Below are 26,676 nucleotides of genomic sequence, written 5' to 3'. Positions count from 1 at the left end.
TTGACAACGTGGCAAACAGGCCACCAGAATGGTCTCGAACTGCATGGTATCCAGATGACGCCATCGTTGCTCAGTGGCATGGTCATAAAGGCTGCATGATGCACCGCATACCGGACACGCGACCCGCTTGCCGCTCATCGACACATGAACGTTCTCGACCTTCCAGTTTGAGGAAAGACCTAAAAGTTGGTGGTAATGGCTCGTCAGGCTCTGCATGGGAGTATCAAGGTGCGGTTGGGTAAAGCTCAAAATTACTCTATGTTACTTCATACACACCCTTCTTTCCACGATATTCTGCGAAGAGCCCCATAAATCTTCCTCAAAACAAGGCTGCATCAATGTATGCTCATCAAGCACCGCATAACCATTTTTCCAGCTCGATATTTTTGCGATATGATAGTCAAAACCAGGATGGACATGAACGCCAGCATCTGCAATTTTCTCTATCTTTTCAATCATTAAATAGCCTTCCCCCAACTCACTTAGGTATTCTTGCGATAATGAATGATTCTTTGTCGCAAGAACAATCCAAACATTATGACCATCCCGCTTAACAATATCACCGATTTTATATTTCATTCCCATAATAAATCAATAGTTTAATAGTAAAAGTTTTCTTTCTTTCCAGATCAGAACCAAAACATTATACGATCATCAATCCACTTTTCCAAACGACGCCGACCACCCCATAGAGACAACAAAGAAAAAGGCTAATAAGGACAAAAAATGAAATTTCACCCACTTCAAGCATTACTCCCTCTGGCAATAGAAAAAACACTGAAAACAAAAAAACTTTTTATAAATCGGCAAAATCAGCCCTTTTCAACACTCCTTTGTTGAACAGCGTCGATTCCACGAGACGAGGTGAAACATTGAAATAATCCGCAGCCTTATCGATTTTTTCATCGCTCAGATCGCCGTCAATGAAACCGATCAACTGCTCGGCGGGACATAGAAATGCCTGCGCAAAAGCTCGCTGGTACTTTTGACGCGCCGTTCTTGCCGTGGTTACTGGCAACAGCCTGTCCATATCCGGGGAGTACAGGTGATCGGCGACAACACGAAGCAGCGCAAACCGACGGTTCGCCTCGAAAGGAGAGGCGAGAGCTGCATCGATATGATCCGTGTGGCTATTACGAAAACCGATGCTCATGGGAGCTTTCATATCACCTTCTGTCAAAGCGTCAATTTTCATTGAAAACAGATCGGTCAACTGACGGGTGCTTATGGGAGCCTGAGCAATCGACCAGTATCGCTTCACGATGCTCGCCGCCTTTTCAGCTCGCTGCCACGGAAGCAATGATGGATCGATCTGGCTGGTTTGTTTTCTCAGAATATCAGCCTCAGGAACGATCACGGAAGTTGTAGCGTCAGAAGCATCTTTCGTTAACCAGTTCATAATTGGTCTGATTTCCTGCCCGCCAAATGCAATCAATTCATCGATTGCAGCACTTCCATATATATCCGATTTGGCAATCATTTCCTCCACAAGCGCTTCAGGTGCACAATCCGGATCATAGCCAAGCAACGCTTCTACCGTTCGCCAGCGTTTCATATCGGGATCCGTCAACTCCTGCATAATATCCTGACGCAGCTCCTGAAGAGGAGTAGAAGAGAAACCGGTTTCCTGCAATCTTCCGATCACGGCATCGGCAAATGCTAAAACCTCGTTGGCAAAAGCATCGACAGGAAACTGTGCATGAATCTCGTTGAGATAGCGAACCATCTGCTTGCTACTACGAGGCGTCGGCTGAGCCTGCACGGTCAACTCCAAACCGTCGCTGAGAAAACAGGCATCGGGCCACAAAAACCCCATCCCTATTGTTCCCATGCAATGGCTCATTTTCCAGTCAAGAGTATTTCTTTCAGGCTCCGCAACAAGACGCCACCAGTTCTGCAACAGCCAAACCGCCAGGTCATAAGCCGATCCACGCATCGATGCCCGAACCGTTCTGGAATTGAGATCTTCCAGCTCGGTCAGAATCTGATCGGCGACAGAAACCGTCAGGGAGGCAAACGAATATCGCTCGACTCCTTCAGCAGATGGACGGTCAAGCCACTCGAAATCTATAGCGAAAGGTCTATCCATCGGTTTCACTCCATCGTTGACGTACTGCCTGTGCAAAATAATCGGACTGCGGCATGGGATAGCCGTGATAAACACCGAGGGCGGCGTTTTCAAGTTGGGCTTCAACCGGTTTGCCATCGGCTGTGACCGACCAGATATTTTGCGGAAACCCCTGACTCCAGCGTTCGCTCACCAGACCTCGCTTGATCCCATTGCGCAATATTCGTTCAGCTTCAGCTTTCCGAAACACGCCTATTTCGTCACACAATGACTTGTCAGGCCGAGGTTGAGCGGGAGGTGTCAGGCCGAAATCCCCCGGATTTCTTTTATGTTCAGGATTGCCGCCATATCGAATAATATCCACGATCGAATCGAGTGCCTCCTGATTGACAGGCTCCATCAAGCGCCGTTTGTCGTTGAATGACCGCCGTTTTCTCATTATTGTCATTTCTGCTTGTGCAAAAAGCAAACAGCAAACAGTATTTCTGAACATAATATAACGAACGACTGCCTAAATCAGCTCATCACCGACCCGACATCCCCATCCCGATCCCGATCCCGATCCCGATCTCAAAAAAAACCTAACAGCATCGGAACGGCTGCCACCGACAAAGAACTCTGCCGTGAATTCCTGATTTGCGTATATTCAGGGCATATCATGCGTCGAACCTAAACCTCGTCTATCATGTTAAGCAGAATCCAAACTCTCTACCTCTTTGTCGCCGCGCTGCTCGCGTTTGGCAGCATGGCCTTTCCTTTCTGGAGCTTCACGACCGACACGCTCATCCTTTTCGGCGACTTCATGGACGTGCAGGGCGCGGGCGTGATCGTCACTGCCGGAAGCATCGGCGGCGGCATTCTTTCGCCGCTTACCGGAATTGTCGCGCTCGTGACCATCTTCATGTTCTCGAAGCGCAAGCTTCAGCAAACGCTGATCTCGCTTTGCGTTGTGCTGTTCGTGGCCGACCTGGTTGCCGGACTCGCGGGCGGGCACTTCCTGAAGCAGTACCTCGAAACGCAGTCAACCTCGGTGAGCTTCGCGCCCGGCAGCGGCCTGTTCATGCTGCTGCCCGAACCGGTGCTCTTCTGGCTCGCCTCGCTCGGCGTGAAGAAGGACGAAAAAATCGCCACGGCGTACAAGCGGCTCTGACCATGCGCATCGTCTTTTCAATCGGCGACATCAATGGCATCGGGCCGGAGATCATCCTGAAAAGCCTCCTCGCGTTGCCTGCGGGCGAGGACACGTTCGTCGCCGCCGGATCGTACAAGGCGCTCGAATTCTACCGCGACCGGCTCGGCTTGCCGGTGGAACTGCGCCGGATCGGTGGAGTGGATGATATTGCGACCATCTCGCCGGAGCCGGGCGTACTGCACGTGCTGAGCGTCGCCGAGCCGGAATCGATCAAGCCGGGCGCACTCTCGGCAAGCGCCGGGGAGATCGCCATGCGCTCGCTCGAAGCCGCCGCCTCGCTCTGCCGTAGCGGCCTCTGCGACGCCCTCGTCACCGCGCCGCTCCACAAGGAGGCGATTGCGCTCGCCGGATACCGCAACACCGGCCACACCGATTTCCTCGCCGACTTCTTCGGCGTAACGTCGCAGATCATGCTCTTCGTCGATCCCGTCTCCGGCCTCAAGGTCGCGCTGGCGACGATCCACGAGCCACTCTCGAAGGTGCCGGAGCTGGTGCGGGCGATGGATATGGACGGCTTTTTCACCTCGCTCGCCGCCTCGATGCGGCGCGACTTCCGGCTCGACGCGCCGAAAATCGCCGTGCTCGGCCTCAACCCCCACGCCTCGGACGGCGGCGTCATGGGCAACGAAGAGGCCACGGTGATCCGCCCGGCTATCGAGCGACTGGCGGCAACGATGCAGATCGACGGGCCATTTCCGGCGGACGGCTTTTTCGGCGCGAAACGCTACCGCGACTACGACCTCGTCGTCGCCATGTATCACGACCAGGGGCTTTTGCCCTTCAAGGTGCTCGCGTTTGACACGGGCATCAACGTCACGCTCGGCCTGCCCATCGTGCGCACCTCGCCCGACCACGGCACCGGCTTCGACAAAGCGGGCAAGGGCACGGCCTCCGAACGCAGTTTTCTCGAAGCGGCAAAGCTTGCCGCCACCATCGCAAGGAACAGAACGCAAACCACTTAGAAACCCATGATCGCCTTCGTCAACGCAGATATCGACATCAGGAAAAAACCCATTTTCCGGAACCTGAACTTTTCGATCCAGCCGGGTGAGCTGGTCTATATCGTAGGCCGGAGCGGCAGCGGCAAGACCACGCTGCTCAAGTCGCTCTACATGGAGATCAAGCCGGTGAAGGGCGAAATCGTCGTCAACGGCTACAGCTCGCGGAAGATCAGAAAGGGAAAAATCGCGATGCTCCGGCGCAAGCTCGGCATCGTTTTTCAGGACTTCCGGCTGCTCGAAGACCGTAACGTCTATGACAATCTCGCCTTCGTGCTCAAGGTGACGGGCACCAAGCACTCGCTCATCAATGAAAAGGTGATGACCGCCCTGAAGGAGGTCGGCCTCGAAAACACCGCCAAAGAGATGCCGCAGAACCTCTCCGGCGGCGAGCAGCAGCGCGTGGTGATCGCCCGAGCGCTGGTCGGCGAGCCGCTCGCCATCATCGCCGACGAGCCGACGGGCAACCTCGATCCCGAAACCTCGCTCGAAATCCTCGAATACCTCAAGAAGATCAACGCCAAAGGCATCAGCGTCATCGTCGGCACCCACGACTACGAGCTGGTGCGCCACCACCCTTCGCGTACGCTGATGATCAAGGAGATGAATCTGGTAGAATGCACCCTCGAGCCCGCTCCCGCCGACACCTGCTGGCGACCAGTGCCGAAGGAGACGGCGCAACGGCCGACAGTCGCTGAGGTGTCGTGAGGTTTACGGCTGAAGGTGGACAGCGTGGACGAGGTGGACAGCGTGGCGGAGTGACGTGAAGTTCATGCTGTTGTGAACCGCGCCTTTTTTGGCTATTCCCCGGCGTAGGAAATCTCTTGCTTTTCAAGCCAATCGATGGCGATGGCCCGCAACGCCTTGTCGCGAAAGGCGCTCCACGCCTCGGCAACCCCGAACGCCTCCACCGTGCTTCTGATGCGCATCGATGCTCCGCGTCCCTGAATGCTCCGCAGCAGCCCGCGCCGCAATTCGTCGTTTTCAACCGTCTGGCAGAATCGCCGCATGATCGAACAGTCATCGATATCGAACTGATCCGGCAGCTCGCGGTAATCGCCGGAATTCAGCGCCACGCCGGCCTCCCGCACCATCGCCTCCTCTCCCGCCCGGACAGCGCTGCCCAACTCCGCCGCATCCAGCGAATCGCGGCTAAACGTCACAATCCGTCCCGTCCCGATATTCAGAAACGCCCGCTGCTCCTCATTGCCCCTGGCAATCTCTCCAATAACATCTTTCAGACAAATAATCGGTTCCATGCTCGTTTCCCTCATAAAATGATTGGCGTCTTTATTACTCCAGCAACAATAACTCGCAGATAAACTCCGAAGAACAGCCTGTCATTCTGAATGGAGTGAAGCATAATGAAAAATCCATCTTGTTACGAAATAAAGAGTTCTGGATTCTTCTCCCGACAAATCGCGATCAGAATGACCTATGGAAAAAGCCTTGCTCAACCGTTCCCGGCGATGTCCTCGTCCCACAAATCAGGACGCTCGGCGATGAAAGCGTCCATGAGACTCCGGCATCCGGCGTCGTCGAGAAGCGTAACTTCGACGCCGTGCTCGCGCAGGAATCCGGCGTTGCCTCGGAAGTTCCGCTCCTCCCCCACGACGACCCGCCCGATGCCGAACTGGACGATTGCGCCCGCGCACATCATGCACGGCGAGAGCGTCGTGTAGAGCGTTACGTCGCCGTACCGGGCGCGGCGACCCGCCTTGCGGATGCAGTCCATCTCGCCGTGAGCGATCGGGTCGCCCTGCTGCACGCGCTGGTTGTGCCCGCTGGCGATCACCTCGCCCGCCTCGACCATCACCGCCCCGACCGGTACGCCGCCCTCGGCGTAGCTTTTCCGGGCCTGTTCGAGGGCCAGCGCCATAAACTCACGGTCTCTGTCCATAGTATCGATAATATTTCAGATTACGCCTGACGGTCATTCTGGGCGAAGCGAAAAATGACAGCGTGACCGGTTATTTGCATTGCCGGGCGATGAAGAAGTACCAGCCGAGAAGCTCGGATTTGCGGAAAATCGAGGTCATCTTCTTGTCGTTGAGCGAATAATTGAAACCGCCCCGATCCTTGTGCATCACCTTTTTGAAAGCGTCGCCGAGGCTTTCATTGCCGATTTCGGAAACCGTTTTGAACGTTCGGGCCTGATAGCGGTGCAGCGTGACTTTGGCATTGGCATCGAGCGCGTAGAAGTAAGCGTTCTCCGGCAGCGTCATGCTCGAATCCACAACTCCGGCAAGTTTGACCGCATCGACCGAAACGCCAACCGCCGCGACCACCTTGCCGCTGGCGAACACCGGAGCGGCGACGATAATCGAGCGCTGCCCCGTCGATTTACTGATGACCAGCTCGCCAAGCACCTCCTGCCCTGCGATGAGTTTCGGGAAATAGGCGCGGTCACGGAGACTCTGATCGGTAAGCCCTCCCTTCGCGGTGGAGTAGTAGCTGCCGTCGGGCATCATGAACCACACGGTGGCGGCGGTCGGCAGATTCTGAGCGAAGCGATCGAGCAGCGGCCTGACCTCGTCCCACCTGGCCGACCTCGCCTCGGAGGTCACGGCAATGACCGTTTCCGTCCGCAGAATGCCCGCGAGATGCTCCTCGACCAGCCCCGTGAACGCGCCAAGGGCTACCTCCGGCTCCAGCTTCACCGAAGCCGCTTTCGCCTCCGCGCGAACCGCGAGCAGGCACAGCGCCAGCGCGGCGGAGAGGAGGATTGAAATGAACTTTGACATGCGAGACCTCCTTTCAGGTTGCTTGAAAAACACCATGAACTACAAGACCCCAACACTTCAACAGAACAGGAACCGGCAATCACGCCGACACACAAGCCGCGCTGCCGCTCCGTAGTCTATTCAAAGTTCAGAATATCCGGGGTGAGAATCAAGGGAGTTCAGACCTTTTATGTAAATCACCATCATGCGAAATCAAACCGATTTATCGGTATATTCCGGTAAATTGCCGTACAAAACGTGAGACACTATGAAAACGACGATCAAACAAAAACCGGAAAGCAAAGCTCGGCTTGAAGCGAGAATCAGCAGTCAGGTTCATTCGACGATCAAGCGCGCCGCCGAGATTCAGGGGAGGACGGTAACGGATTTTGTCGTTCAGGCCGCGCTCGAAGCCGCGACGAAAACGATTGAGGATAGCCACATCATCCAGCTCTCGATTGAAGGGCAGACGGCTTTCGCGGAGGCGCTACTGAACCCGCCAGAGCCAAACGAAGCGTTGAAAAAAGCGTTTGACAAACACGCTGAACTGATCGGCAGCAACGGCTGATCGAGGTCATGAGCACTCCGCCATTTTCGATAGTCTCATTCAGCCGTGAACACCCGAAAGCGGGATTTTGCTGCGGCACGGAAATTCTTGACCGCTATTTTGCCGAACGTGCTGCTCAGGACATCAAAAGAAATCTCGCCAGATGCTTTGTGGCTATCGACAATGAACAACAGAGCATTGCCGGATATTACACGCTTTCTGCGGCTCAAATTCCATTGACCGATTTGCCCGAGCAACTTGCTAAAAAGATGCCGCGCTACGGCGCTACCCCTGCATCGAGAATCGGACGGCTGGCGATTGACAAGCGCTATCAGGGCCGGGGACTTGGCAGTGCGCTCATTGCCGATGCCCTGAAAAAATCATCGGACGCTTCGATGGGCGTCTATGCCTTGCTTGTCGATTCCAAAGATGAAAACGCCTCAACATTTTACCAGCACCACGGCTTTATCCCCTGCCTCGGCAAACCGCAAACCCTCTTCCTGCCGCTGGGCACTATCGGGAAATTGTAAGACATATCACCTTCAACGATGGATTGCGTGGTGAGATTGATTGTTCAGAGTACCCGGAGAAAGGGCCTGTGTTCGCGCCACTCAAAGAGCCGGGCTTTTTCAGAAAAGCTTTTATCGAAGGCGGAACGATCGCATGGCCCAACGGAGCGGATATCGCTCCCGAATCTCTCTACGAAAAACTCCTGCAAAAAGAACAAAACCGGGAAGGTGTTGTACATCAATAGAATGTGCATTTTCAGCGACAAAACAATATCCAAGAAGCCCATAATCATAAATATATCACTTCACCCAGATCGTAACAATAAATGTAAAAACATAAATAATGAACTTTCCAACTTTAAAATAGGATGGATTTCCCAACTTTTCAGCAAATGAAGCTAAAGAAACAACAGGCCAACCCCAAAATGTCCACGCCGTTGTCATTACAAACAAAATTAAAAATCTACAAGCAATTGAAAATATTATGCTTATCGCAAGAATAGACGTAAACAAAAAGGCAATAATCCCTAAACCGTCATCATTCTCACTTTTCTCATCAACTTCAGAAATACGATTTTCAACAAATCGAATAATCTTGCCTTCTATTTGGTCATCAATCGATGATTCATCAAGTATCGACTGCCATATTGGAATAAAATAATCACGAAGAACTAGGACACCTAACGTTGGCACAACAAATGCAGCGAGAGCAATAAAGCCATTAGGATTATCACTAAAAACAAAAATCACTCCTGGCGATAATAGAGAAAGACATACAAGTGAAAGTAAAAGTGGTTTTAATCGAAACAATACTGATTTAAATAAGCAAGTAATTTGCTCAAATTGATTTTTAGCCGCCGTACGCAGTTGATCCTCTAATTTTCGAGTACGATTCTCGCCCAGCAAATCACTCACTGCAAAAATCATAGCTAAAAAACCAAGTATAATGCTCATACAACATAAAAATGTAAATAATCAAATCTTCTCCCTACAACAATTTATCCAATCGACGCTCCTTTACTTCTATTGCACTTCTCACAAAGAAGCTCAACATTTCGTGCCGTATTGCCGCCACCAAGTGACACCGGAATAATATGGTCATACTCCAGTTTCTCTCTGCTCCCACATTTTACGCACTTCCCACCATCTCTTCGCCAGACTTGCATTCTCACCTTCTCTGGAATCCTTTCACGTATAGAGCCAACGGTCAATTTTGAGTCATCCTGACCAATGCAATGAAGTCTTTCTAAATAACGTCTTTCTCGGTCAAACTCACCAATCACAAGAGCTTTGAATTCATCTTCTTTATACGGACCTGAACATTCGTACATTAGATCATGAAAAACAACATAGTGAGAGTTTTGGCTAGACCAATATGAGCAATTATCCAAAACAACACGAGGGATCTCATTTCTTTTACTAAAAAACTGCGGAGCGTGCTTAGCTAATTTTTCAATCTTTTTCACAAGCATCAATTGGGCACGCAGTTCATTTCTTTTTTCTTCAATCTGTGCTGGTGTCTTTTTAAATTTTTCAAAGTATAGATCATCAAGATAAAAAGGCTCCAAATAGTTAGAATTCGCAAACTCCATATCAGAAAGAATACTACTCTTAATCTTTTCGAAATCTATCAATGAAACCCGTTTTACTTGCGCATTTTGTAGTGCCATAATCTAATAAACTTAATAAAAGCTAATAATTCGGGGTCAGCTTTGTACTCGAACCGTATATCCATCAATCAAATCCAACCCAAAAAGCGCCGAGCAATCACCCGGCGCTTTCAGAGTCAATCAAACCAACCTTACGAACAACCCGTCGTCATTCCGCAATCCTCGCACACTTTGCACGTCCCGTTCTGCTTCACTCGTACCGATCCGCAATTTTCGCACTGTTCGCCGGTGTAGCCCTGCACTCTCGCTTGGGCGGCCTGGCTTTTCAGGACGCTTTTTTCGTCGTGGTGAGGCTTGGCGGCGTGGACGGCGAGTTCCGGTTCCGAGGCTTTTGACTTCGCCGCGTGGCCATTGCCGTTTCCGTTGGCCGGAACTTCCGGCACTTCGTCAACCGCCTTGACGTGGACGAAATCCTTGCGGCCCAGATAGTCGTAGCCGATGGAGCGGAAGACGTAGTCGAGAATCGAGGTCGAGTTCTTGATGGCGTTGTGGCCCTGCACCGCGCCCGCAGGCTCGAAGCGGGTGAAGGTGAAGCTGTCCACCAGCTCTTCGAGCGGCATTCCGTACTGGAGCGCCTTGGAGGCGAGTACGGCGAAGCAGTTCAGCAGCCCCTTGAACGACGCGCCCTCCTTGTACATGTCGATGAACACTTCGCCCAGCGAACCGTCCTCGTACTCGCCGGTTCTGAGGAACACCTTGTGGCCGCCGACGTACGCCTCGCGGATGTAACCTTTGCGGCGCTTGGGCAGCATCCGGCGCTCCGAGCGGTGATAGACGCGCTCGACGATGCGCTCCTGCACCTCCTTCGGCCCTTTGGTTTCGTCGAGATCCTCCTCGGTGCCGAGCATGACGACCTCGTCGAGGTCGGCGATGGACGAAATGTTGAGCGGCTGCGAAAGCTTGGAGCCGTCGCGGTAGATCGTGATCGCCTTGACCATCGACTGCCACGCGGCTTTATAGACCTCGCCGATTTCAACGGTGGTGGCGGTAGCCGGCATGTTGACCGTCTTGGAGATCGCGCCGGAGATAAAGGGCTGCACGGCGGACATCATGTGCACGTGCGCCATGTGGTTGATGTAGCGCTCGCCCTTGCGCCCGCAGGTGCTGGCGCAGTCGAAGACCGGCAGGTGCTCCGGTTTGAGGTGCGGCGCGCCCTCGATCATCATGGTGCCGCAAACGTAGTCGTTGGCTACCTCGATGTCCGCGTCGGTCGCGCCGAGGGCGAGGAGCATGTCGAAACCGCCGTCGTTCAGGTCGGCGTCGGAGAAGCCGAGCGAGCGGCAGAACTCCTCGCCGATGATCCACTTGTTGAAGGCGAAGCGGATATCGAAGACGCTTTCGAGCTGCTTTTCGACCGCCTCGATCTTTTCGTCGGTAAAGCCGCGGCTCTTGAGCCACTGCTGGTTGATGCCGGGGCAGCCGCGCAACGTGCCGTGACCTTTGCAATATTTTTCGATCTTTTCGATCTGCGCGTCGGTGTAGCCAAGCCGCCCGAGCGCCTTGTGCACCGACTGGTTGACGATCTTGAAGTAGCCGCCGCCCGCCAGCTTCTTGAACTTCACGATGGCGAACTCCGGCTCGATGCCGGTGGTGTCGCAATCCATGACGAGGCCGATGGTGCCGGTCGGCGCGATCACACTCACCTGCGCGTTGCGGAAGCCGTGCTTTTTGCCCTTTTTGAGCGCTTCGTCCCACACTTTTCCGGCGGCCTCGAACAGCTCCTTCGGGCAATATTCCGAATCGATGCCGCGAGGCTTGACCACCAGCCCTTCGTAATCGTCCTCCGAGCTGTTGATCGCCGCGCGGCGGTGGTTGCGGATGACGCGCAGCATGTCGTCGCTGTTCTCGCGGTAGCGGGCGAACGCGCCGTGATCTTTCGCCAGATCGGCGGAGGTGACGTAGGCCTGGCCGGTCATGAGCGCCGCGATGCCGCCCGCGATGGCAAGGCCGCGCGGCGAGTCGTAGGGAATGCCGAGCACCATCAGCACACGCCCCATGTTGGCGAAACCGAGGCCGAGCGTGCGGAACTCGTAGCTCAGGCGGGCGATCTCCGCCGACGGGAAGTGCGCCATCAGCACGGAGATTTCGAGCACCACCGTCCAGAGGCTCGAAGCGTGCTGGAGTTCGGTGATCTTGATTTTGCCCGTCTCCTCGTCGAGGAAATGCGCGAGGTTCAGGCTGGCGAGGTTGCAGGCGGTGTCGTCGAGGAACATATATTCGCTGCAATTGTGGACGGCGATGCCGTTGGCGACAAAGTGGCTCGTCTCCGGCTCGGTGAGGTCATACACCGGCTCCTCGCCGAGTCGGGTGAGCGAGGCCACGGCGTCGGTGAGCGAATCGTTGTACGCGCCGACCGTCTGGTTCAGGCGGCGCAGTTCGTCCGATTTGCGGCTCTCCGGCATGAAGCCAATCGCCTCCTCGAAGAGCACGCGCGAACTGCGGCTGATGCGCAGGGTGTGCATCTGCTGGACGGGATACTCTTTCGAGCCGCCGTTGCCGTCGGGCAGCAGCGCGACAAGCTCGCCCGCGCGGCGGTTCTCGTAGATTTTCGCCTTGATGCCGAAGTTGAGCAGAAGCAACTGCACCTGGCGAAGCAGTTCGAGCGAGGTGGAGTCGAGCGCGACGTACTGCGACTTCTCGCCGTAGTTCGCCACCGTGCCATCCGCCGTGAAGAGTCCGCGAAGCAACGCGGCCTGCTCTTCGCGCGACAGGCGGAACACCGCGTCGGTGAAGGCTTTGCGCTCGCTGCCCGCGTCGAGCACCGCGAAAGCTTCGAGCTGCCGGAGGATGCGCGGGCTGCCGACGGCGACGCGAGCCGTGGTCACGGTTTCGGTGACGGAGCCCGGCTTGTTGTGCTCACCGAGGTCTGGGCGCATGTCGTTGATAAGCGCATTGGCCCATTCGGCGATTTCGCGCTCGGCTTTATCGACGGTCAGGAAGGCCACGCGGCGCGGCTCTCCGTCGGCGGTGCTGCCCGATGTCGTTGTGATGCAGCCATCCCCGGCAAGCAGGCCGACAAGCTGCGCGGTCTCGGCGGAACCGGTCGTCTCCTTGCCAAACTCCGCGCCGACGAGGCGAACCACGTCATCCTTGCAGAGTTCGCAGGCTTTGACGTCGCCGCGATTCTCGGTGAAAACCGGATGGTCGCCGGTGAGTTTCAGCGAGTAGCCGCTTTTCGTCTTCAGTTCATAGACGGGCTTCGTGCCGGTCGGGAAGATCTTTTCGACCCAGTGCATTTGGCCGTCGATGCTCTTGATTCCGCGCGACTGGCCAACCAGCCCGCCGATGCGTTCAAGGCCACGGTCGGTCGCCACCAGCGTGTCGGCGGTGACGCACGGGTTGCTCGCGTTGATGCGGCCGCTCGCGGGGCAGGTGTGCCACTCGTTGATGGTGGAGTCGAACTGCAAGCCGGGGTCGGCGCACTTCCAGGCGCTCATCACGATCTTTTCCCAGAGGTCCTTGGCGCGAACCGCACGAGCGTCCTTGCCGGTGGTGCGCTCGCGGAGCACCCACATTTCGTCGTTCTGCACGGCCTTCATGAACTCGTTGGTCACGCGAACACTGTTGTTGGAGTTCTGCCCGCCGACGGTTGCGTAGGCTTCGGACTCGTAGTGCGTGTCGTACTCGTCGAAATCGAGGGTCGTGTAGCCCTGCTCGACGAGCGCCAGCACGCGCAAAATGTAGCTCAGCGGCACGGCGCGCTGCAGGGCATTGCGGATGAGCCGGTCGAGCATTTCGTTCTCCTGCCGGTCAGCGCCGCCCCTGAGCGCCTCATCGACGATCGCCTTCAGGAAGCGCGAGCAGATTTTGGAACCGGCAACCATCGCGGCAACCTTGTCCTCCTCCTTGGCTTTCCACTCGATGAACTTTTCGATGTCGGGATGGTCGATGTCGATGATCACCATCTTGGCCGCGCGGCGCGTGGTGCCGCCGGACTTGATCGCGCCCGCCGCCGAGTCGAAGATTTTCAGGAAGCTCATCAGCCCCGACGAGCTGCCGCCGCCGCTGAGCTTTTCGCCCGAGCCGCGCAGGTTCGAGTAGTTGGTGCCCGACCCGCTGCCAAACTTGAAGACGCGCGCCTCGCGGATGGCGAGGTCGAAAATGCCGCCTTCGTTGACCAGGTCGTCCTGGATCGACTGGATGAAACAGGCATGCGCCTGCGGGCGGGAGTAGGCGTCCTCGGATTCGCGGGTCTCGCCGGTCACCGGATCGACGTAGTAGTGCCCCTGCGCCGGGCCGTTGATGTCGTAGGCGAACTGGAGGCCGGTGTTGAACCACTGCGGCGAGTTCGGCGCGGCCATCTGCGCGAGCAGCATGTACGCCACCTCGTCGTAAAACGCCTGCGCGTCCTCCTCGGTGTCGAAGTAATTGTGCTTGCGGCCCCAATCCTGCCAGCAGCCGACCATGCGGTGCGCCACCTGCCTGATGGAATTTTCGCTGCCGGTGACCGGCTGGCCATCCGCGCCGATGATGAGGTTGCCCTCGGCATCACGCTGCGGCACGCCGGTTTTACGGAAATATTTCTGCGCCAGAATGTCGGAGGCAACCTGCGACCAGGAAACCGGCACTTCGACATCGTTCATCTCGAAGACCTTCGAGCCATCGGGATTGCGAAGCACGGAGGTTCTGAGGGTGTACTCGAAACGATCGTAAACGTTTTCACCGGGTGAGGTAAACAGGCGGGCGATTTTCATGTGAAGTCTCCAGAATCGATAATTGGTTGTTGATAGGTAAATCTTTTACATTCCATGACTTACCTCATCCCGGCAGCAAGCCGGAAGCCGTCGTGCATCTTGACGTATGGATAGTACGGACAATATAACCACCTCGCCAAACTGACGAAAAAAGATCATGGAATAAAAAAGATCAGGTCATTGAAAAGGTCGCCCAGCTCACTTCCCGGAGCCAATCGGCGGCATTCATCACGGCAGGTTTCCTGACTTCGACGGCTGCGTCTTTCTCCGACGCTTTCGCTTGAGGCATCCTTCCCCGGCGTTCCCCGTGGTAATCAGAGGTCGGCCAAGTGCATGCGCTCAAACCGTGGCATCCGTCCGGACAGAGCTGTCCGGGAGGCGCACGGCAAACCATCTTACAGTTGCGGGCACAGTGTGCGATTCACACGCACTTCCCTTTTACCCGGATGCTCTCATCCGGCACCGTAATACTCAAAGAGCTCCCAATGGTAAGGATTTTTTTGAAGGCGGGCAAAGCTGGAAGGCGATTTTCCGGACGGCGGAAGGGTGACTTAACGATGCTGAACCCGCCCGACGCGGATGGCAAAACGCTTTGCGGGCGAGGAGCGGGACAGAATTTTTTTACGGTCGAGATGGCACGTCACTTAAGCTTCCACAGCTTCGGATCGACCGTCACCAGCCACTCCAGCGTACGCCGGATGCCCTCGTCCTGCGGCACTTCGCTGCGCCAGCCGAGCATTTTGCGGGCTTTCGACACATCGGCCAAAGCCCGCGAGGCGAGCACATCGACCGCCTGCCGGGTCAGCAACGGGCGCTTTTCGCTTCCGGCAAAACGCCAGGCAGCCTCCATCAACCCGGCGACGGATCGAACCAGTCCGAAGGGCAAGTGGAGCGACGGCGGCGTCGAGCCAATCGCCACGGCAACGCGCCGGCACACCTCCTCGAAGGTGATCGCCTCGCCATCGCAGGCCATGAACGCCTCGCCCACGGCTTCCGGGCGGGTGGCGGCGAGCATCGCCAGATCGACGAGGTTGTCGATATAGATCATGCTCATCGGCGCGTTGCGCGACCAGTAGAACATCTGCCGCTTGCGGATGGTGTCGGCAAGCAGCGGAAAGAGCGTCCGGTCGCCGGGGCCGTAAACCCAAACCGGATAGAGAATGCTCGCCGAAAGCCCGCGCTTCATGACCGACCAAACCTCGTTTGTGCCGCCGATTTTGGTATCGGGATAGGATTGCTTTCGCGTCATGTAGGGCGTCTCTTCGTCGATGCGGCCAAGCAGGTGGTGGTCGAAGCACTCGAACGAGCTGACATGCACCAGCCGCCCGACGCCGTGCCGGAGCGCCGACTCGCAAATCGCGCGGGCGCCGCCGACATTGATGTCGATGAAGTCCCGCATCGGCCCCCAGTCGGAGGTCAGCGCCGCGGCATGCAACACGAGGTCGCACCCGCGCACGGCCGCATCGACCGCAGCCGCGTCGCGCACATCCCCCACGACCACCTCCACGCCAGAAGCCCGCAGCGACTCGATGCGCGAATTCCCCTTCCGCACGAGCGCCTTCACGCCGTACCCGTCCCGCAGGCACCGCTTCACCAGATGCGACCCGATAAACCCGGAAGCTCCGGTAACGAGAACTGTTGTACTCATATGATTTGAATGTTTATGCCGGTCATTATCTCAGTGGAGAAAAACAAAAAATTGAATTGACCGGGAAGGACTGGATACGCAAGCTCACTGAAATCAGAAATGGTTCAGCGGCTTCGCGCGACATCGCCACCACATTACCTTTGCCGAGGCGCGAACTTCCCCGTCACATCGTCGAAGTACGGACAACGCTCAATGCCAAACGCCTGCCATAACGTATCGAGCAATGGCCGAACAGTTCCTTCAATATCCACAGTATTCAAGTCATCTATCCACTCTTCAGGTAAAACAAGATTCGGGCGATCCGCAACAGAAGGAGTCCTGAACGGATCGCCAATGCTTTTATTGATTGATAGTTCAAATCCTTTAACGTTGAGTATTCCTAATCCCAAGATCGCTGGGCCAGCAAAACCCCAACTTTGCACTTTCTCAACAAATAATTTCGCTGATTTATACAGGGGATAGTCTATAGAAGACTCATGAATCAGTTTTTGACTGGTTTCTAAAACATCGCTGCCAAGGATTACGCCTTCATGGATACCATTTCTGAATATCTGGTTATAAGCCTTGTAGCCATCTTCTTTCCAAGCATCAGAGTGAACGACCAAACCATCGAGGTTAAAAACACGATTACCACCGCCTACAATTTTAAAATAATCGGCATAACTGCGATCATAAATTGGTTTCAAATCCACACTCATTCGCCCTGCTAAACCGGCAATAGGCACGAGATGCACCACAAGTTTCGGCCCCGACCTGAGCGGCACGGGTGTCTCCCCATTTAGGATATTTTGGCGGCGGTTTGCAATAAAACGCCGCGCCTGTTCGGCGAGAGTTGCCGTGCGGTCGAAGGCTCCGCGAATCTGGTCGTATGACATGTCTGAAATCATTGTGCCGTTACGCATAACAAAACGCCACCATTGGTTATTGTTCTTGTTTTTGCTTATCCGAATGCCGTGTGGCCCATCATACGACGCCGGAACCCGCAGGATGAGGACATATCCTCCGGCTACCTCAACCTTGTGAAATGTCAGACCATGAATTTTGGCTCTTCGCAGAATTTCGTGGGTAAATGGTGAATGAGGATCGTTTGACCGAGCCACAGTCAATGGTAAAGCCCTATGCAAAGACTGATCGAGAAAAGGACAAATACGTATAAATGTTTATATAACAATCACTTATAGACTTTCCTGATCAACATCTGATTGTAACGCTCAGGAATGGTTTTATAGTTATCCATTAATGCCACCCACGAAATTCTGCGAGGAACCTGAATTTTCGGCTCTATTCTTGCGTCAAGCACGTGTCTGATTCGGCGCTCAGCCGCATCTGCTGACTCTGTGGTAATCGGAACAATGTCATTGGCAATGCCCGCCTTCTCTTGAATTCCATAGACGAAATGACCTCCATCCGCATTGGCAAACGCGACAACGTCTTTGCAAAGCTCAATCTTGTTTTTATCCGGCTCGCTCTTGTCCCGTTCGATTGTTTCCGGCAGCTCTCGTTTGAAATCCAGCGTTTGCGACTCCTGGCATTCGCTTTCGCACAGCTCCAGAAGACGCGCTTCATTAATGCTCGCAAGTGATAGTGGCAACATGGTTTGGGGTAAACCTGTGAAATGTTATAAGTACAAACGACGCATAAAAAGATACGCTTTACCGAAGCAAAAAACGTGATTCCAACATCAAAACCGCTCGAAGCAACGATAGTATGGAGCTGGATGCTTCGCTTCGCTCAGCATGACAGAAAAGACAGAAACTCCTCGTATTTCCGCTCTCCCGCTCTTCCCCAATTCATCATTCATAATTTATAATTCATAATTCATCACTCTCCCCTTTTCCCGTCTCGCTTTCTCAGCAGCTCGACCAGTTCGGCGGTGAGGGTGGCCTGGCTTTCGAAGGCTTCGGTGAGGCGTTCCATGTCGGTTCGGCGGTTGCGTTCGGTTTCGGCATCGAAAAGGATCGGCTTCTGGAAGCCTTCGGAAAGGCTGAAGAGGCGCAGGCAGATGCGAATCAGGATGAGGTACACGACCGGCAAAAGATATTCGCCCAGGATGACCGGCATTTGCTGGTAGTGCCGGATGACCGAATCCCAGTCGCCGATGGCGAGAGCGCTCCACTGGACGAAAAAGTAGAGGTAGATCAGCGGATGGAAAATGAGGAGAAGGCGCAGGATTTTGGACTGGCGCTTGCCCGCCGGGTCGCTTTCGTATTTGGAGAGCAGCCACGGGAAGTGGCCGATCAGCATGGCCGCCCGGCGGTCGTTGAGGTAGCGCGCGCCTTGCAGCGCCGAGTCGATGAACGAGGCGACCTGGCTCAGGAGCGCCGTCGAAAGAATGGTGGCCAGAAAGGCGTAGCTGAAATCATCGAACTTGAACGACCCGGCCAAGTACGGCAGGGTGATGGTTTTGGGCTTGATGACGATGAAGAGCAGGGCGATTCCTGCGAGCGTCACCGAAAAGGTGTGCAGCTTGCGGGCGTGGCGCAGGCTTTCGACCACCGCCTCGGCGTTGGCGCCCTGCATCGAGTTGCCGGGCGGGTCGAGGCGCATGAGCGCCGCCGAGTCGGTCGATGGCGAGTAGAGGCCGTTGACGCCGATCTGGCATCCGGTCACGCCGTCGTAGCGCGTGGAGAGATCGATGGTGCTGCGGCTCAGATTCACGCCGTCGAGCCGCGCGCCCAAAAGGTCGGCGCTGCGCAGATCGGCCCCGCGCAAATCCGCGCCGGAGAGCTTCGCTTTCGCAAACGTCGCGCCGGTGAGGTCGGCCTCCGAAAGATCGATGCCTTTCAGGTCGGCGGCGCTGAAATCGGCGTGGCTGAGGTCGGGCCGGATTTCCGGCTGCGCTTTGCGCCAGTGGTTCCAACTGCCAACTCCAGCCCTGAGCCTGTCGAGATGTTTCTTGTCAGCCATGCAACTTGCGGAAAATCAATTCGTTATGGCCGCAGCTCTTTCGCCGGCGAGCGTCTGCGTTCTTTCGAGCCACGAGAGAATGGCGTTGAAGAGCGAGGCGCTGCGGATCACCTGCGCGTAGGTCTCATCGACGGTCATGTCGCGATTTTCCCTCCGTATCTTCAGGCCGAGCTTGCGAGCCGATTCGGCAACGGCGGCGATTTCGCGCGCCAGATCGGCCTCGCTCTCGATAACCGGAGGCCGCATCATGCGCTGGATGTAGCCGATGTTGTTGCGTACGCTGTTCTCGATGATGCCGTCGTTGATGCTGTGGCGCTGCTTGTTGAAGTCGTCGTAGCGGGTGTTGTGCAGCGGCATGGAGAGGTCGCCGCAATAGTGGGCGCAATAGACCAGCGGATAGTTCGCGTATTTGCCGCTCTTCTTCATCGCCTGGTAATCCCTGACCGCGCCGATGATCGCGCCGTAGAGGTGACCTTCGTCGTCGTTGGTCTGGTTGTAGCGTTCGACCTGCGCCATCACCATTTCGGGCGTGACCCGCTTGTTGGCGTTGTTGTTGTAGTAGTGATTCGGGCTTTCGACCGGGCCGAACATCTCTTTCGACTTGGCCACGTCGGGCGCGGCGGCGCTGTACCAGAGGTCGAACCCGGCGGCTTCGGCGACGGAGAGGTGGGTTTTGTCATGCCAGGCATTGGCGTCGGGCTGGAATGGCTGGGCGAAGAAAAGCGCCGTGATGGCGGCGATGCGAAGGGTCAGAAAGCGCATGAGAATTCTTGCTGAAAGGATTGATAATCAAAGAGCACTTCAAGAGCAAGATACGCAGAATCGGAGAAGAGCGGCAACAGCGGAGGAGCGGACGGACGGAGATTTTGCCGGGCCGCAACTCCGCTCGACGCGAGCGTTGCGGCCCGGCGGCGGCGGGTCAGGCGGACATTTCGAGCATTCTCCGGATCGACTTCAGCGCCCCTTCGCGGAGCTGCTCATCGACGGTGATCTCCGGCGCGCGGTTCACCATGCAGAGGTAGAGCTTTTCGAGCGTGTTCTGCTTCATCTGCTTGCAGACGCTGCGCGGATTGGCGGGGTCTTTGGGCGCGGGGATGAAGGTTTTGCCGGGCGAGCGCTTCTCCATTTCGTAGAGGATGCCCGGCTCGGTGGCCACGATGAAGCTTTTCGACGGACTCTTTTCGGTGTAGTCGAGCAGCGCCGAGGTCGAGCCGACGAACGATGCGTGGCGCAGCACCTCCTCGCGGCACTCCGGATGGGCGATCAGCTCCGCGCCGGGGTGCATCGCCTTGACCTGGATCATATAGACCTCGGAGTAGGCTTCGTGCACGTAGCAGAACCCCTGCCAGAGCAGCATATCGCGCCCCGTTTGCTTCATAACCCACGCGCCGAGGTTGCGGTCGGGGCCGAAGATGATCTTCTGCTCCGGCGGAATCTGGCGCACGATATGCTCGGCGTTCGACGAGGTGCAGATAATGTCCGAGAGCTTCTTGATGGCCGCCGTCGAGTTGACGTAGGTGATGGCGATGGCGTCGGGGTGCGCCTCGCGGAAGGCGCGGAACTCCTCCTCCGCGCAACTGTCGGCCAAGGGGCACCCCGCGCCGGCGTCGGGCATGAGCACCAGCTTGCCGGGGTTGAGAATCTTGGCGGTCTCGGCCATGAAATAGACTCCGGCGAAGACGATCACGTCCGCCGAGTTCTTCTCCGCTGCCCGCGCCAGCGCGAGGCTGTCGCCGACGATGTCCGCCGCCTGCTGGATCTCCGGTAACGTGTAGTAGTGGGCAAGGATAACGGCGTTCATCTCTTTTTTGAGCGCCTCGACTCTCTTGAGCAGCTCTTCGGTCGAAAGGCCCGCCGCCTCTTTCTGCATATCGGTTGCTGTGGTCATATCGATACATCGGAAAAAATGAATAAAAAAACTCCTCGACAGCCGAAGAGGAGCATAGTCCGGAGTGAAAGCCAAAAGGGAACGCGGCTTTCTCCGGTGATTCAACTCAGATAATCTTCCAGGTCGTCGTCTTCCCGGATCAGAAGGAGAATGGCCGAATTGGGCACGATCAGATAGCGCTCCTCCTCGTACTCGATCTCGTAAGCGCTGTTCTGGACGAAGATCGCCAGATCGCCGGTTTTGGCCTGAAGCGGAATGTACTGCGGCGTTTCGGCCCGCTCTTTCCACGGCTCGTCAGTGTCGCTTGGCGGGCCGACCGGATAGCCCGGGCCGGTTTTGAGCACGTAGCCGCTCTGGATTTTGGCCTTCTCCTGAACGCCCGGCGGAAGGTAAATGCCGGATTTTGTCGTCTCGTCGAGGGATTTCGGCTTGATGAGCACCCGGTCTCCGACCACGATGAATTTATCCGTAGCATTTCTGCGTTTGTCAAATAACATGCGCTATTGCAATATCTTGGCGTGAATTTCCGTATGCCGGGAAGCCGGATCGGGTCAAACTGATAATCGCCGCCGGGTTTCGCTCGCGTTTGGCGCAACCGGCGGCCGTGAAGCTCAAAATCGTCATTTCAGCCCAAAAAGCAAAAAAACGGTTTGCCGGACGTCTGGCCGGAAACAGCGGAGCGCCGGAAAAATTCATCGAAGAAAAGCGGGCATATCTGTTATATTTTCGATTCGTATCCTGTATTTTCCGGCCAATGCCCCGGATCGAGACTGTACCTGACAAGATCACCCTGGCTACTCCTGTTCCGGTTTCCCGCCGGACAAACAGGCGGCGAGGGCTACGCTCAATGTGTTAACAAGGAAGACAACGGACGTGTCGAGCTTTTTCCGTTTTATCGCCAAGCATACCGCATATCTCTATTTTCTGCTGTATTGCAGTATCTCCATCATGCTCATGCAGCTTCAGCGCAAGGAAACGCTCGATGCTCTTCGCGAGCGCGGCCTCAGCATGAACGCCGCCATCTCCCGGCAATTCACCGGCGCTACCGCCATTTTTACGCTGGAACGGGACAACCGGCAGCTCTTCCTGCAAAACGCGCGACTCTTCGGCCAGCTCCTGCGCCAGCAGGCGGCGCTCCGTGACGCCAGCGAGCTGAACGCCATTCAGGCGACCGCGCCGCAATGGGTCGGCAACTACAAGGTCGCCCGCGTGGTTGACCGGCGCTTCAGCGCTACCGACAACATGCTCATCATCGACGCCGGTTCGCGCCGGGGCATCGCCAAAGACATGGCCGTGCTGACGCCCGACGGGCTGGTTGGACGGGTCATCGAAGTCTCGCCCAACTATGCGAAAGTCCTGCCGGTGATCAACCAGAATTTCATGGTCAGCGTGGTTTCCGACAGCACCCGCACCAGCGGCCTGCTGGCCTGGCGAAACGGTCACGAACGCCTGGCCAAAATGGAGCACGTGCCCGTCAGCAGCAAGCTGCTCAACGGGGAACGGCTGACAACCTCCGGCTACAGCACCTTCGCCACCCGTGGCATTCCGGTTGGCCAGATCATTCGCATATCCAAAGACAAGCTCTTCTACGACGTCGATGTGCGGCTGTCGGTCGATTTTTCATCGTTGTCCTGGGTGCTCGTCTCACTGGCAAAGCCGTCGATGGAAAAGATCGAACTGATGGACTCCCCCGACGTTCCGGCAAAAGAGGAGTGAACGAAACGCCGGTGACACGGCAATCACAGCCAACAAACAGACAATCAGCCCTGACTTGAAAAAGTATTTTCTCTATATAGCCATTGTGGTCGTTCTGGCATTCGTGCAGCGCTTCCTCGTCTCGAGGCTGCTCATCCTGCACACCGCCCCCGACATCCTGGCCATCCTTATCGCCTTCATCGCCGTGACGGTAGGCCAGAGAACCGGCACCAACTACGGTTTCGGGGCGGGCCTCATTGCCGGAATCCTTACGGGCAACCTCGGCCTTTCAGCCCTTATCGGCACCGTGCAGGGATTCGCGGCGGGCTTCTTCCATGTGCCCGAAGAGAGCCATGCGACCTCGGTCAAGAAAAAGCGCAATTTCTATGCCGCCTCGGTGACCGCGCTCGTCGCCGGCTACCTGCTCCAGTCGATCCTTTCCGATCCGCTCGCGCTTCCCCTCTATGTACGGCTGCCGGAAACGGTGATCATCGGCACTCTCATGAGCATGGCGCTGGCCGTGCTCGTCTATCACTTCGTCCTGAAAAAAATGCTGAAGGATTGAGCCATGGATGACTTTCAGCGCGGAATCAAGCTGACCATATTCTTCATCGCCGCCGTTTTCCTCTTTTTTACAGGGCGTCTTTTCTGGCTACAGATTGTCGATCATGACTCCATCGGTTCGAGATCGGGAAGCATCCGCAGAATCTGGGAACAGGCGCCGAGAGGCCATTTCATCGATCGGAATGGCGCGACCGTCCTCGAAAACCGGGCGCTCTACACGCTCAAAATCATCCCGTCCGAACTGCGTGAGCAAAGCATCCCATACCTGGCCTACCTGCTTGAAATTCCCGTCGAGGAGCTGAAAGACAAGGTCGCCGAGGCGAAGGATTACAGTCCGTTTGCCGTTTCGACCATTTACCGCGACCTGAACGAGCTCATCGTGGCCCGCATCAGCGAGAACCTCTGGCGCTTGCCGGGCGTGATCATCGAAATCGAAGACAAGCGCAAATACAGCGACCTGTTCCGCGGAACCCACCTGTTCGGCTACCTGCGCAACGTGAACCGGACGCAGCTCGACACGCTGGCCGAAAAGGGCTACACCCCCAGCGACAAGATCGGCTTTTCCGGCCTCGAACGAATCTACGAGGAGGAGCTCCGGGGAGAGAAGGGCGCTCGCTACGAACTGGTCAATCCGCTCGGGATGCTGGTCGGCAAGTACAACGAGGGCAAGAGCGACGTGCCGTCAATAAAGGGCAACGACCTGTACCTCACCATCGACGCGGAGCTTCAGCAGCTTGCCGAAAATCTGCTCCGGGCGACGGGCAAATCGGGCGCGGTGGTGGCCATCGATCCCTCGGACGGCGGCATACTGGCGCTGTGCAGCGAACCCGATTTCGACCTCGACATCCTCAACGGCAAAACCCGAAAAAAGGAGTGGGCCGAAATCGCCCTTTCGCCCCAGAAGCCGCTCTTCAACCGCGCCGTGCAGGCGGTCTATCCGCCCGGTTCCACCTACAAAATGGTGCTGGCCATCGCCGGACTCGAAGAAGGGGTCATCAAATCCGAAGACACCATCTTCTGCACCGGCGGTTGGAACTTCGGCAGACGCACCTTCCACTGCCACGGCGGCCACGCTCACGGCACGGTCAACATGAAAAAAGCGATCATCGAGTCCTGCAACATCTACTTCTACCAGCTCATGCTCAAGGTCGGCCTCGACACGTGGGACAAGTATGGCAAAATGTTCGGATTCGGCCAGCGCGAGGGCATCGACCTGCCTGGCGAACGGCGAGGTCTGTTGCCGACAACCGAATATTACAACAAGCGTTACGGACAGAGGCGCTGGACGAAAGGCTACCTGGTCAGCCTCGGCATCGGACAGGGCGAGCTTGGGGCCACGCCGCTGCAACTGGCCAACTATACAGCCACTTTGGGTAACGAGGGCACGTGGCACGAACCGCATCTGGTGAAGGGGTACCGCGACACGCGCACCGGCATTTACGTGCCGCTTCAGCACGAATCGCGCACCCTGCCGGTCTCAAAAGAGACCTTCAAAATCATCAAGGAGTCGATGCAGGGCGTGGTGAATAACAAGGAGGGCACCGGCACCCTGGCGCAGGTGGCGGGCGTGACGGTGGCGGGCAAAACCGGCACCGCGCAGAACCCGCATGGCAAGGATCACGCCTGGTTCATCTGCTTCGCGCCGGTCGATCATCCGAAAATCGCCATCGCGGTCCTTGTGGAGAACGCCGGTTTCGGCGGCAGCATCTCGGCCCCGATCGCGCGGGAGATGATCAACTACTACATCAACGAGAAAAACAGGCCGAAAACCGAAAATTCAGGCCTCAAGGCCGTCGCAAAGGTCAAAGCGCTTAACGATTCGCTGAACACGAACCCGCCCGCGGCAACCGTCCCCGCTACGGAAGCGGGAGCTGCAACCGACTCCACCGGCGTCGCGCCACAGGGCGCAGAGGAGGGCGGCGACTGATGAATTTTAAAACCGAACCGGCGACGATCGCGGCCTTTCTCGAAGATACGAGCAACCTGAAAAACGGCTGGACGCCGGGCGTCTTCTTCCCCGAAACGCCGGAGGAGGTCGCGGCGCTGTTGCGTGACGCCGTGGCGGACGGACGACGTTACACCATCGCGGGCAACGGCACCGGCACCACGGGGGCGCGGATTCCGTTCGGCGACCACGTCATCGCCATGCAGAAGCTCGACCGCATCGGCGAGGTCGAGGTGGCGGGCGACGAACGGGCGCTCCTGCGTGTGCAGGGCGGGGCGCTGTTGCAGGATGTTCAGGCGAAAGCCTCGGCGGCTGGCTGGTTCTACCCGCCCGACCCGACCGAAAAAACCTGCTTCATCGGCAGCACCATCTCGAACAACTCCACCGGCTCGCGCTCGCTCAAATACGGCCCGACGCGCAACCACGTGCAGGCGCTGAAGATCGCGCTGCCGCAAGGCGACCTGCTCGACATCGAGCGCGGAGAGCGCTTCGCCGACGCCGACGGACGCTTCACGCTCGACCTGCCGCTCGCCGGTCGCGTAACGTTCCGGCTGCCGGACTATGCGATGCCGACGACCTCGAAGCACAACGCGGGCTACTGGTCAACGCCGGGCATGGACCTGATCGACCTCTGCATCGGTTCGGAGGGAACGCTTGGCGTCATTGTCGAAGCCACGCTGCTGCTCCACCCCGCGCCGGAGCGGGTGATCGCGTGCATCGCCTGGTTCCGGAGCGAGGAGGAGCTGCTCGATTTCGTCGGCAAGGCCCGCGCCGAAAGTGGCGGCGTCAGCCCGCGCGCGCTCGAACTCTTCGACCGCCGGGCGCTGGAGTTCCTCCGGCAGCGCTACCCGGAAATTCCGGCGAAGACGAGCGGCGCGATCTACTTCGAGGAGGAGAGCACGGCGGACGGCGAGGACGGATGCCTCGAAGCGTGGCTCGACCTGATGGAGCGGTGCGGCTCGCCGGTCGAAAAGAGCTGGGCGGCGCTCGACAGCGTGGGGTTGCAGAAGCTGCGCGACTTCCGCCACAAGCTGCCGGTGCTGGTCAACGAATGGCTCAGTCGCCAGTCGGAGAGCAAGGTGAGCACCGACATGGCGCTGCCCGACGAGCGCTTCGCCGACCTCTTCCGCCTCTACCGCGACGCCTGCGACCGCGAGGGATTCACGTACATCATCTTCGGCCACATCGGCAACGCCCACCTGCACCTGAACATTCTGCCGCGCAACCACGAAGAGTTCGTCCGCGCCAAAGCGCTCTACCGGAAGTTCGTCGCCGAAGTGCTCGCGATGGGCGGAACCCTCTCGGCGGAGCACGGCATAGGCAAGCTCAAAAGCGAATATTTAGTACAGATGTACGGCCGCGAAGGGATCATGGAAATGGTGCGTGTAAAAAAAGCGCTCGACCCTTATCTTGTGCTCAACGTCGGCAACATGATTCCGAAGGAGTATTATGAATGAGGCGGAGGCTTTGCGTTCTTTTCGGATGAAACCGTTTTTCCTCGTGTCATTCTGAACGGAGTGAAGAATCCAGTCTTTTTTCAAGTGATACGATAATCGATTAATTTGAAATATTTTACGCGGTTTTTCTGGATTCTTCGCCTGACTGCGTCGGACTCAGAATGACAAACT

28 protein-coding genes and 1 riboswitch are annotated in these 26,676 nt (G+C 56.6%); of the genes, 10 read left to right on the top strand and 18 right to left on the bottom strand.

Going from position 1 to position 26,676, the window contains the following annotated elements; translation table 11 throughout:
- From FGF66_RS06795 to FGF66_RS06780, 4 genes are all read right to left on the bottom strand, one after another.
- A partial coding sequence (locus FGF66_RS06795) for a transposase family protein (protein ID WP_139456914.1) occupies positions 1-216 on the bottom strand: 216 nt, incomplete at its 3' end.
- 45 nt (positions 217-261) lie between these two features.
- A complete protein-coding gene (locus tag FGF66_RS06790) occupies positions 262-579 on the bottom strand; it encodes a hypothetical protein (protein ID WP_139456913.1) in 318 nt (105 codons plus the stop codon).
- 217 nt (positions 580-796) lie between these two features.
- Entirely contained in the window at positions 797-2,089 is a 1,293-nt protein-coding gene (locus FGF66_RS06785; protein ID WP_139456912.1) for an ImmA/IrrE family metallo-endopeptidase, read from the bottom strand.
- Positions 2,082-2,561 (bottom strand): hypothetical protein, encoded by a 480-nt coding sequence (locus FGF66_RS06780; RefSeq protein ID WP_246046609.1) that lies wholly within the window; start codon positions 2,559-2,561, stop codon positions 2,082-2,084. The genes FGF66_RS06785 and FGF66_RS06780 overlap by 8 nt, the downstream gene beginning before the upstream one ends.
- A 192-nt stretch (positions 2,562-2,753) precedes the next feature.
- Between FGF66_RS06780 and FGF66_RS06775 the strand changes: the two genes are divergently transcribed.
- Genes FGF66_RS06775 through FGF66_RS06765 form a run of 3 tightly spaced genes read left to right on the top strand, consistent with a single transcriptional unit; the run spans position 2,754 to position 4,966 of the window.
- Positions 2,754-3,218, top strand: a complete 465-nt coding sequence (locus FGF66_RS06775; RefSeq protein ID WP_139456911.1) for a DUF4293 domain-containing protein — start codon at positions 2,754-2,756, stop codon at positions 3,216-3,218.
- Between the two features lie 2 nt (positions 3,219-3,220).
- Positions 3,221-4,222: a 4-hydroxythreonine-4-phosphate dehydrogenase PdxA gene (gene pdxA, locus FGF66_RS06770; protein WP_139456910.1), complete on the top strand. Its 1,002-nt coding sequence runs from the start codon at positions 3,221-3,223 to the stop codon at positions 4,220-4,222.
- Positions 4,223-4,228: 6 nt separating this feature from the next.
- Entirely contained in the window at positions 4,229-4,966 is a 738-nt protein-coding gene (locus FGF66_RS06765; protein ID WP_139456909.1) for a cell division ATP-binding protein FtsE, read from the top strand.
- Positions 4,967-5,058: 92 nt separating this feature from the next.
- Here FGF66_RS06765 and FGF66_RS06760 read toward each other — a convergent pair whose 3' ends face one another.
- The 3 genes from FGF66_RS06760 to FGF66_RS06750 form a co-directional block, all read right to left on the bottom strand.
- The gene (locus FGF66_RS06760; RefSeq protein WP_246046608.1) at positions 5,059-5,517 is read right to left on the bottom strand and encodes a UPF0158 family protein; all 459 of its coding nucleotides are present in this window, start codon (positions 5,515-5,517) and stop codon (positions 5,059-5,061) included.
- A gap of 194 nt (positions 5,518-5,711) precedes the next feature.
- On the bottom strand, positions 5,712-6,158 hold the full coding sequence (locus FGF66_RS06755; protein ID WP_139456907.1) for a nucleoside deaminase: 447 nt from the start codon (positions 6,156-6,158) through the stop codon (positions 5,712-5,714).
- 70 nt (positions 6,159-6,228) lie between these two features.
- Positions 6,229-7,002 (bottom strand): PDC sensor domain-containing protein, encoded by a 774-nt coding sequence (locus tag FGF66_RS06750; RefSeq protein ID WP_170181254.1) that lies wholly within the window; start codon positions 7,000-7,002, stop codon positions 6,229-6,231.
- Between the two features lie 247 nt (positions 7,003-7,249).
- Here FGF66_RS06750 and FGF66_RS06745 point away from each other — a divergent pair, with 247 nt between their 5' ends.
- From FGF66_RS06745 to FGF66_RS06735, 3 genes are read left to right on the top strand one after another with little or no spacing between them, the layout of a single operon-like run.
- Positions 7,250-7,549 (top strand): type II toxin-antitoxin system TacA family antitoxin, encoded by a 300-nt coding sequence (locus FGF66_RS06745; RefSeq protein WP_139456906.1) that lies wholly within the window; start codon positions 7,250-7,252, stop codon positions 7,547-7,549.
- A gap of 8 nt (positions 7,550-7,557) precedes the next feature.
- On the top strand, positions 7,558-8,058 hold the full coding sequence (locus tag FGF66_RS06740; protein ID WP_139456905.1) for a GNAT family N-acetyltransferase: 501 nt from the start codon (positions 7,558-7,560) through the stop codon (positions 8,056-8,058).
- Positions 7,974-8,282: a DUF2442 domain-containing protein gene (locus FGF66_RS06735; RefSeq protein WP_342779645.1), complete on the top strand. Its 309-nt coding sequence runs from the start codon at positions 7,974-7,976 to the stop codon at positions 8,280-8,282. The genes FGF66_RS06740 and FGF66_RS06735 overlap by 85 nt, the downstream gene beginning before the upstream one ends.
- Before the next feature lie 55 nt (positions 8,283-8,337).
- Here the strand turns inward: FGF66_RS06735 and FGF66_RS06730 are convergent, their stop codons facing one another.
- The 11 genes from FGF66_RS06730 to FGF66_RS06675 all read right to left on the bottom strand — a co-directional run bounded on the left by FGF66_RS06730 (position 8,338) and on the right by FGF66_RS06675 (position 21,627).
- On the bottom strand, positions 8,338-8,991 hold the full coding sequence (locus FGF66_RS06730) for a hypothetical protein (RefSeq protein WP_139456904.1): 654 nt from the start codon (positions 8,989-8,991) through the stop codon (positions 8,338-8,340).
- A gap of 44 nt (positions 8,992-9,035) precedes the next feature.
- A complete protein-coding gene (locus FGF66_RS06725; protein WP_139456903.1) occupies positions 9,036-9,707 on the bottom strand; it encodes an HNH endonuclease in 672 nt (223 codons plus the stop codon).
- Between the two features lie 131 nt (positions 9,708-9,838).
- A complete protein-coding gene (locus FGF66_RS06720) occupies positions 9,839-14,401 on the bottom strand; it encodes an LAGLIDADG family homing endonuclease (RefSeq protein WP_139456902.1) in 4,563 nt (1,520 codons plus the stop codon).
- Between the two features lie 215 nt (positions 14,402-14,616).
- Positions 14,617-14,883: riboswitch (cobalamin riboswitch) on the bottom strand.
- Positions 14,884-15,041: 158 nt separating this feature from the next.
- Positions 15,042-16,049: an SDR family NAD(P)-dependent oxidoreductase gene (locus tag FGF66_RS06710; protein ID WP_139456901.1), complete on the bottom strand. Its 1,008-nt coding sequence runs from the start codon at positions 16,047-16,049 to the stop codon at positions 15,042-15,044.
- A gap of 134 nt (positions 16,050-16,183) precedes the next feature.
- A complete protein-coding gene (locus tag FGF66_RS06705) occupies positions 16,184-17,149 on the bottom strand; it encodes a hypothetical protein (protein ID WP_170181253.1) in 966 nt (321 codons plus the stop codon).
- A 71-nt stretch (positions 17,150-17,220) separates the two neighbouring features.
- Entirely contained in the window at positions 17,221-17,643 is a 423-nt protein-coding gene (locus FGF66_RS06700) for an AlbA family DNA-binding domain-containing protein (RefSeq protein WP_139456899.1), read from the bottom strand.
- A 227-nt stretch (positions 17,644-17,870) separates the two neighbouring features.
- Positions 17,871-18,956, bottom strand: coding sequence for a pentapeptide repeat-containing protein (locus FGF66_RS06695; RefSeq protein WP_139456898.1), 1,086 nt, complete (start codon positions 18,954-18,956; stop codon positions 17,871-17,873).
- Positions 18,957-18,971: 15 nt separating this feature from the next.
- Positions 18,972-19,718 carry a hypothetical protein gene (locus FGF66_RS06690; protein ID WP_139456897.1) on the bottom strand — a complete coding sequence of 249 codons (747 nt, stop codon included), beginning with the start codon at positions 19,716-19,718 and terminating at the stop codon, positions 18,972-18,974.
- A gap of 157 nt (positions 19,719-19,875) precedes the next feature.
- The gene (gene nadA, locus FGF66_RS06685) at positions 19,876-20,844 is read right to left on the bottom strand and encodes a quinolinate synthase NadA (RefSeq protein ID WP_139456896.1); all 969 of its coding nucleotides are present in this window, start codon (positions 20,842-20,844) and stop codon (positions 19,876-19,878) included.
- Positions 20,845-20,945: 101 nt separating this feature from the next.
- Positions 20,946-21,341, bottom strand: a complete 396-nt coding sequence (locus FGF66_RS06680; RefSeq protein WP_139456895.1) for a co-chaperone GroES — start codon at positions 21,339-21,341, stop codon at positions 20,946-20,948.
- Positions 21,331-21,627, bottom strand: coding sequence for a hypothetical protein (locus FGF66_RS06675; RefSeq protein WP_139456894.1), 297 nt, complete (start codon positions 21,625-21,627; stop codon positions 21,331-21,333). Before FGF66_RS06675 ends, FGF66_RS06680 begins: the two co-directional genes overlap by 11 nt.
- A 66-nt stretch (positions 21,628-21,693) precedes the next feature.
- Between FGF66_RS06675 and mreC the strand changes: the two genes are divergently transcribed.
- Genes mreC through FGF66_RS06655 form a run of 4 tightly spaced genes read left to right on the top strand, consistent with a single transcriptional unit; the run spans position 21,694 to position 26,505 of the window.
- Positions 21,694-22,560: a rod shape-determining protein MreC gene (mreC, locus tag FGF66_RS06670; RefSeq protein WP_139456893.1), complete on the top strand. Its 867-nt coding sequence runs from the start codon at positions 21,694-21,696 to the stop codon at positions 22,558-22,560.
- 55 nt (positions 22,561-22,615) lie between these two features.
- Positions 22,616-23,104: a rod shape-determining protein MreD gene (locus FGF66_RS06665; protein ID WP_139456892.1), complete on the top strand. Its 489-nt coding sequence runs from the start codon at positions 22,616-22,618 to the stop codon at positions 23,102-23,104.
- 3 nt (positions 23,105-23,107) lie between these two features.
- On the top strand, positions 23,108-25,030 hold the full coding sequence (mrdA, locus tag FGF66_RS06660) for a penicillin-binding protein 2 (protein WP_139456891.1): 1,923 nt from the start codon (positions 23,108-23,110) through the stop codon (positions 25,028-25,030).
- Complete coding sequence (locus FGF66_RS06655; protein WP_139456890.1) at positions 25,030-26,505, top strand: FAD-binding oxidoreductase; 1,476 nt, start codon at positions 25,030-25,032, stop codon at positions 26,503-26,505. The genes mrdA and FGF66_RS06655 overlap by 1 nt, the downstream gene beginning before the upstream one ends.
- The last annotated feature ends 171 nt before the right edge of the window (positions 26,506-26,676 follow it).

The sequence above is a fragment of the Chlorobaculum thiosulfatiphilum genome, from assembly GCF_006265165.1.
GTDB lineage: Bacteria > Bacteroidota > Chlorobiia > Chlorobiales > Chlorobiaceae > Chlorobaculum > Chlorobaculum thiosulfatiphilum.
Note: the sequence above shows the minus strand (reverse complement) of the source record. Positions and strands in the feature narration are given on the sequence as shown.

Excerpts from the sequence above, each read along its gene's own strand:
- FGF66_RS06655 (WP_139456890.1), top strand. The coding sequence starts at position 25,030 with ATGAATTTTAAAACCGAACCGGCGACGATCGCGGCCTTTCTCGAAGAT.
- FGF66_RS06730 (WP_139456904.1), bottom strand. The coding sequence starts at position 8,991 with ATGAGCATTATACTTGGTTTTTTAGCTATGATTTTTGCAGTGAGTGAT.
- FGF66_RS06775 (WP_139456911.1), top strand. The coding sequence starts at position 2,754 with ATGTTAAGCAGAATCCAAACTCTCTACCTCTTTGTCGCCGCGCTGCTC.
- FGF66_RS06720 (WP_139456902.1), bottom strand. The coding sequence starts at position 14,401 with ATGAAAATCGCCCGCCTGTTTACCTCACCCGGTGAAAACGTTTACGAT.
- nadA (WP_139456896.1), bottom strand. The coding sequence starts at position 20,844 with ATGACCACAGCAACCGATATGCAGAAAGAGGCGGCGGGCCTTTCGACC.
- FGF66_RS06680 (WP_139456895.1), bottom strand. The coding sequence starts at position 21,341 with ATGTTATTTGACAAACGCAGAAATGCTACGGATAAATTCATCGTGGTC.
- FGF66_RS06785 (WP_139456912.1), bottom strand. The coding sequence starts at position 2,089 with ATGGATAGACCTTTCGCTATAGATTTCGAGTGGCTTGACCGTCCATCT.
- FGF66_RS06740 (WP_139456905.1), top strand. The coding sequence starts at position 7,558 with ATGAGCACTCCGCCATTTTCGATAGTCTCATTCAGCCGTGAACACCCG.
- FGF66_RS06710 (WP_139456901.1), bottom strand. The coding sequence starts at position 16,049 with ATGAGTACAACAGTTCTCGTTACCGGAGCTTCCGGGTTTATCGGGTCG.
- FGF66_RS06790 (WP_139456913.1), bottom strand. The coding sequence starts at position 579 with ATGAAATATAAAATCGGTGATATTGTTAAGCGGGATGGTCATAATGTT.
- FGF66_RS06760 (WP_246046608.1), bottom strand. The coding sequence starts at position 5,517 with ATGGAACCGATTATTTGTCTGAAAGATGTTATTGGAGAGATTGCCAGG.
- FGF66_RS06725 (WP_139456903.1), bottom strand. The coding sequence starts at position 9,707 with ATGGCACTACAAAATGCGCAAGTAAAACGGGTTTCATTGATAGATTTC.
- FGF66_RS06695 (WP_139456898.1), bottom strand. The coding sequence starts at position 18,956 with ATGGCTGACAAGAAACATCTCGACAGGCTCAGGGCTGGAGTTGGCAGT.
- FGF66_RS06750 (WP_170181254.1), bottom strand. The coding sequence starts at position 7,002 with ATGTCAAAGTTCATTTCAATCCTCCTCTCCGCCGCGCTGGCGCTGTGC.
- FGF66_RS06745 (WP_139456906.1), top strand. The coding sequence starts at position 7,250 with ATGAAAACGACGATCAAACAAAAACCGGAAAGCAAAGCTCGGCTTGAA.
- FGF66_RS06700 (WP_139456899.1), bottom strand. The coding sequence starts at position 17,643 with ATGTTGCCACTATCACTTGCGAGCATTAATGAAGCGCGTCTTCTGGAG.
- FGF66_RS06690 (WP_139456897.1), bottom strand. The coding sequence starts at position 19,718 with ATGCGCTTTCTGACCCTTCGCATCGCCGCCATCACGGCGCTTTTCTTC.
- FGF66_RS06755 (WP_139456907.1), bottom strand. The coding sequence starts at position 6,158 with ATGGACAGAGACCGTGAGTTTATGGCGCTGGCCCTCGAACAGGCCCGG.
- FGF66_RS06765 (WP_139456909.1), top strand. The coding sequence starts at position 4,229 with ATGATCGCCTTCGTCAACGCAGATATCGACATCAGGAAAAAACCCATT.
- FGF66_RS06780 (WP_246046609.1), bottom strand. The coding sequence starts at position 2,561 with ATGTTCAGAAATACTGTTTGCTGTTTGCTTTTTGCACAAGCAGAAATG.
- pdxA (WP_139456910.1), top strand. The coding sequence starts at position 3,221 with ATGCGCATCGTCTTTTCAATCGGCGACATCAATGGCATCGGGCCGGAG.
- mrdA (WP_139456891.1), top strand. The coding sequence starts at position 23,108 with ATGGATGACTTTCAGCGCGGAATCAAGCTGACCATATTCTTCATCGCC.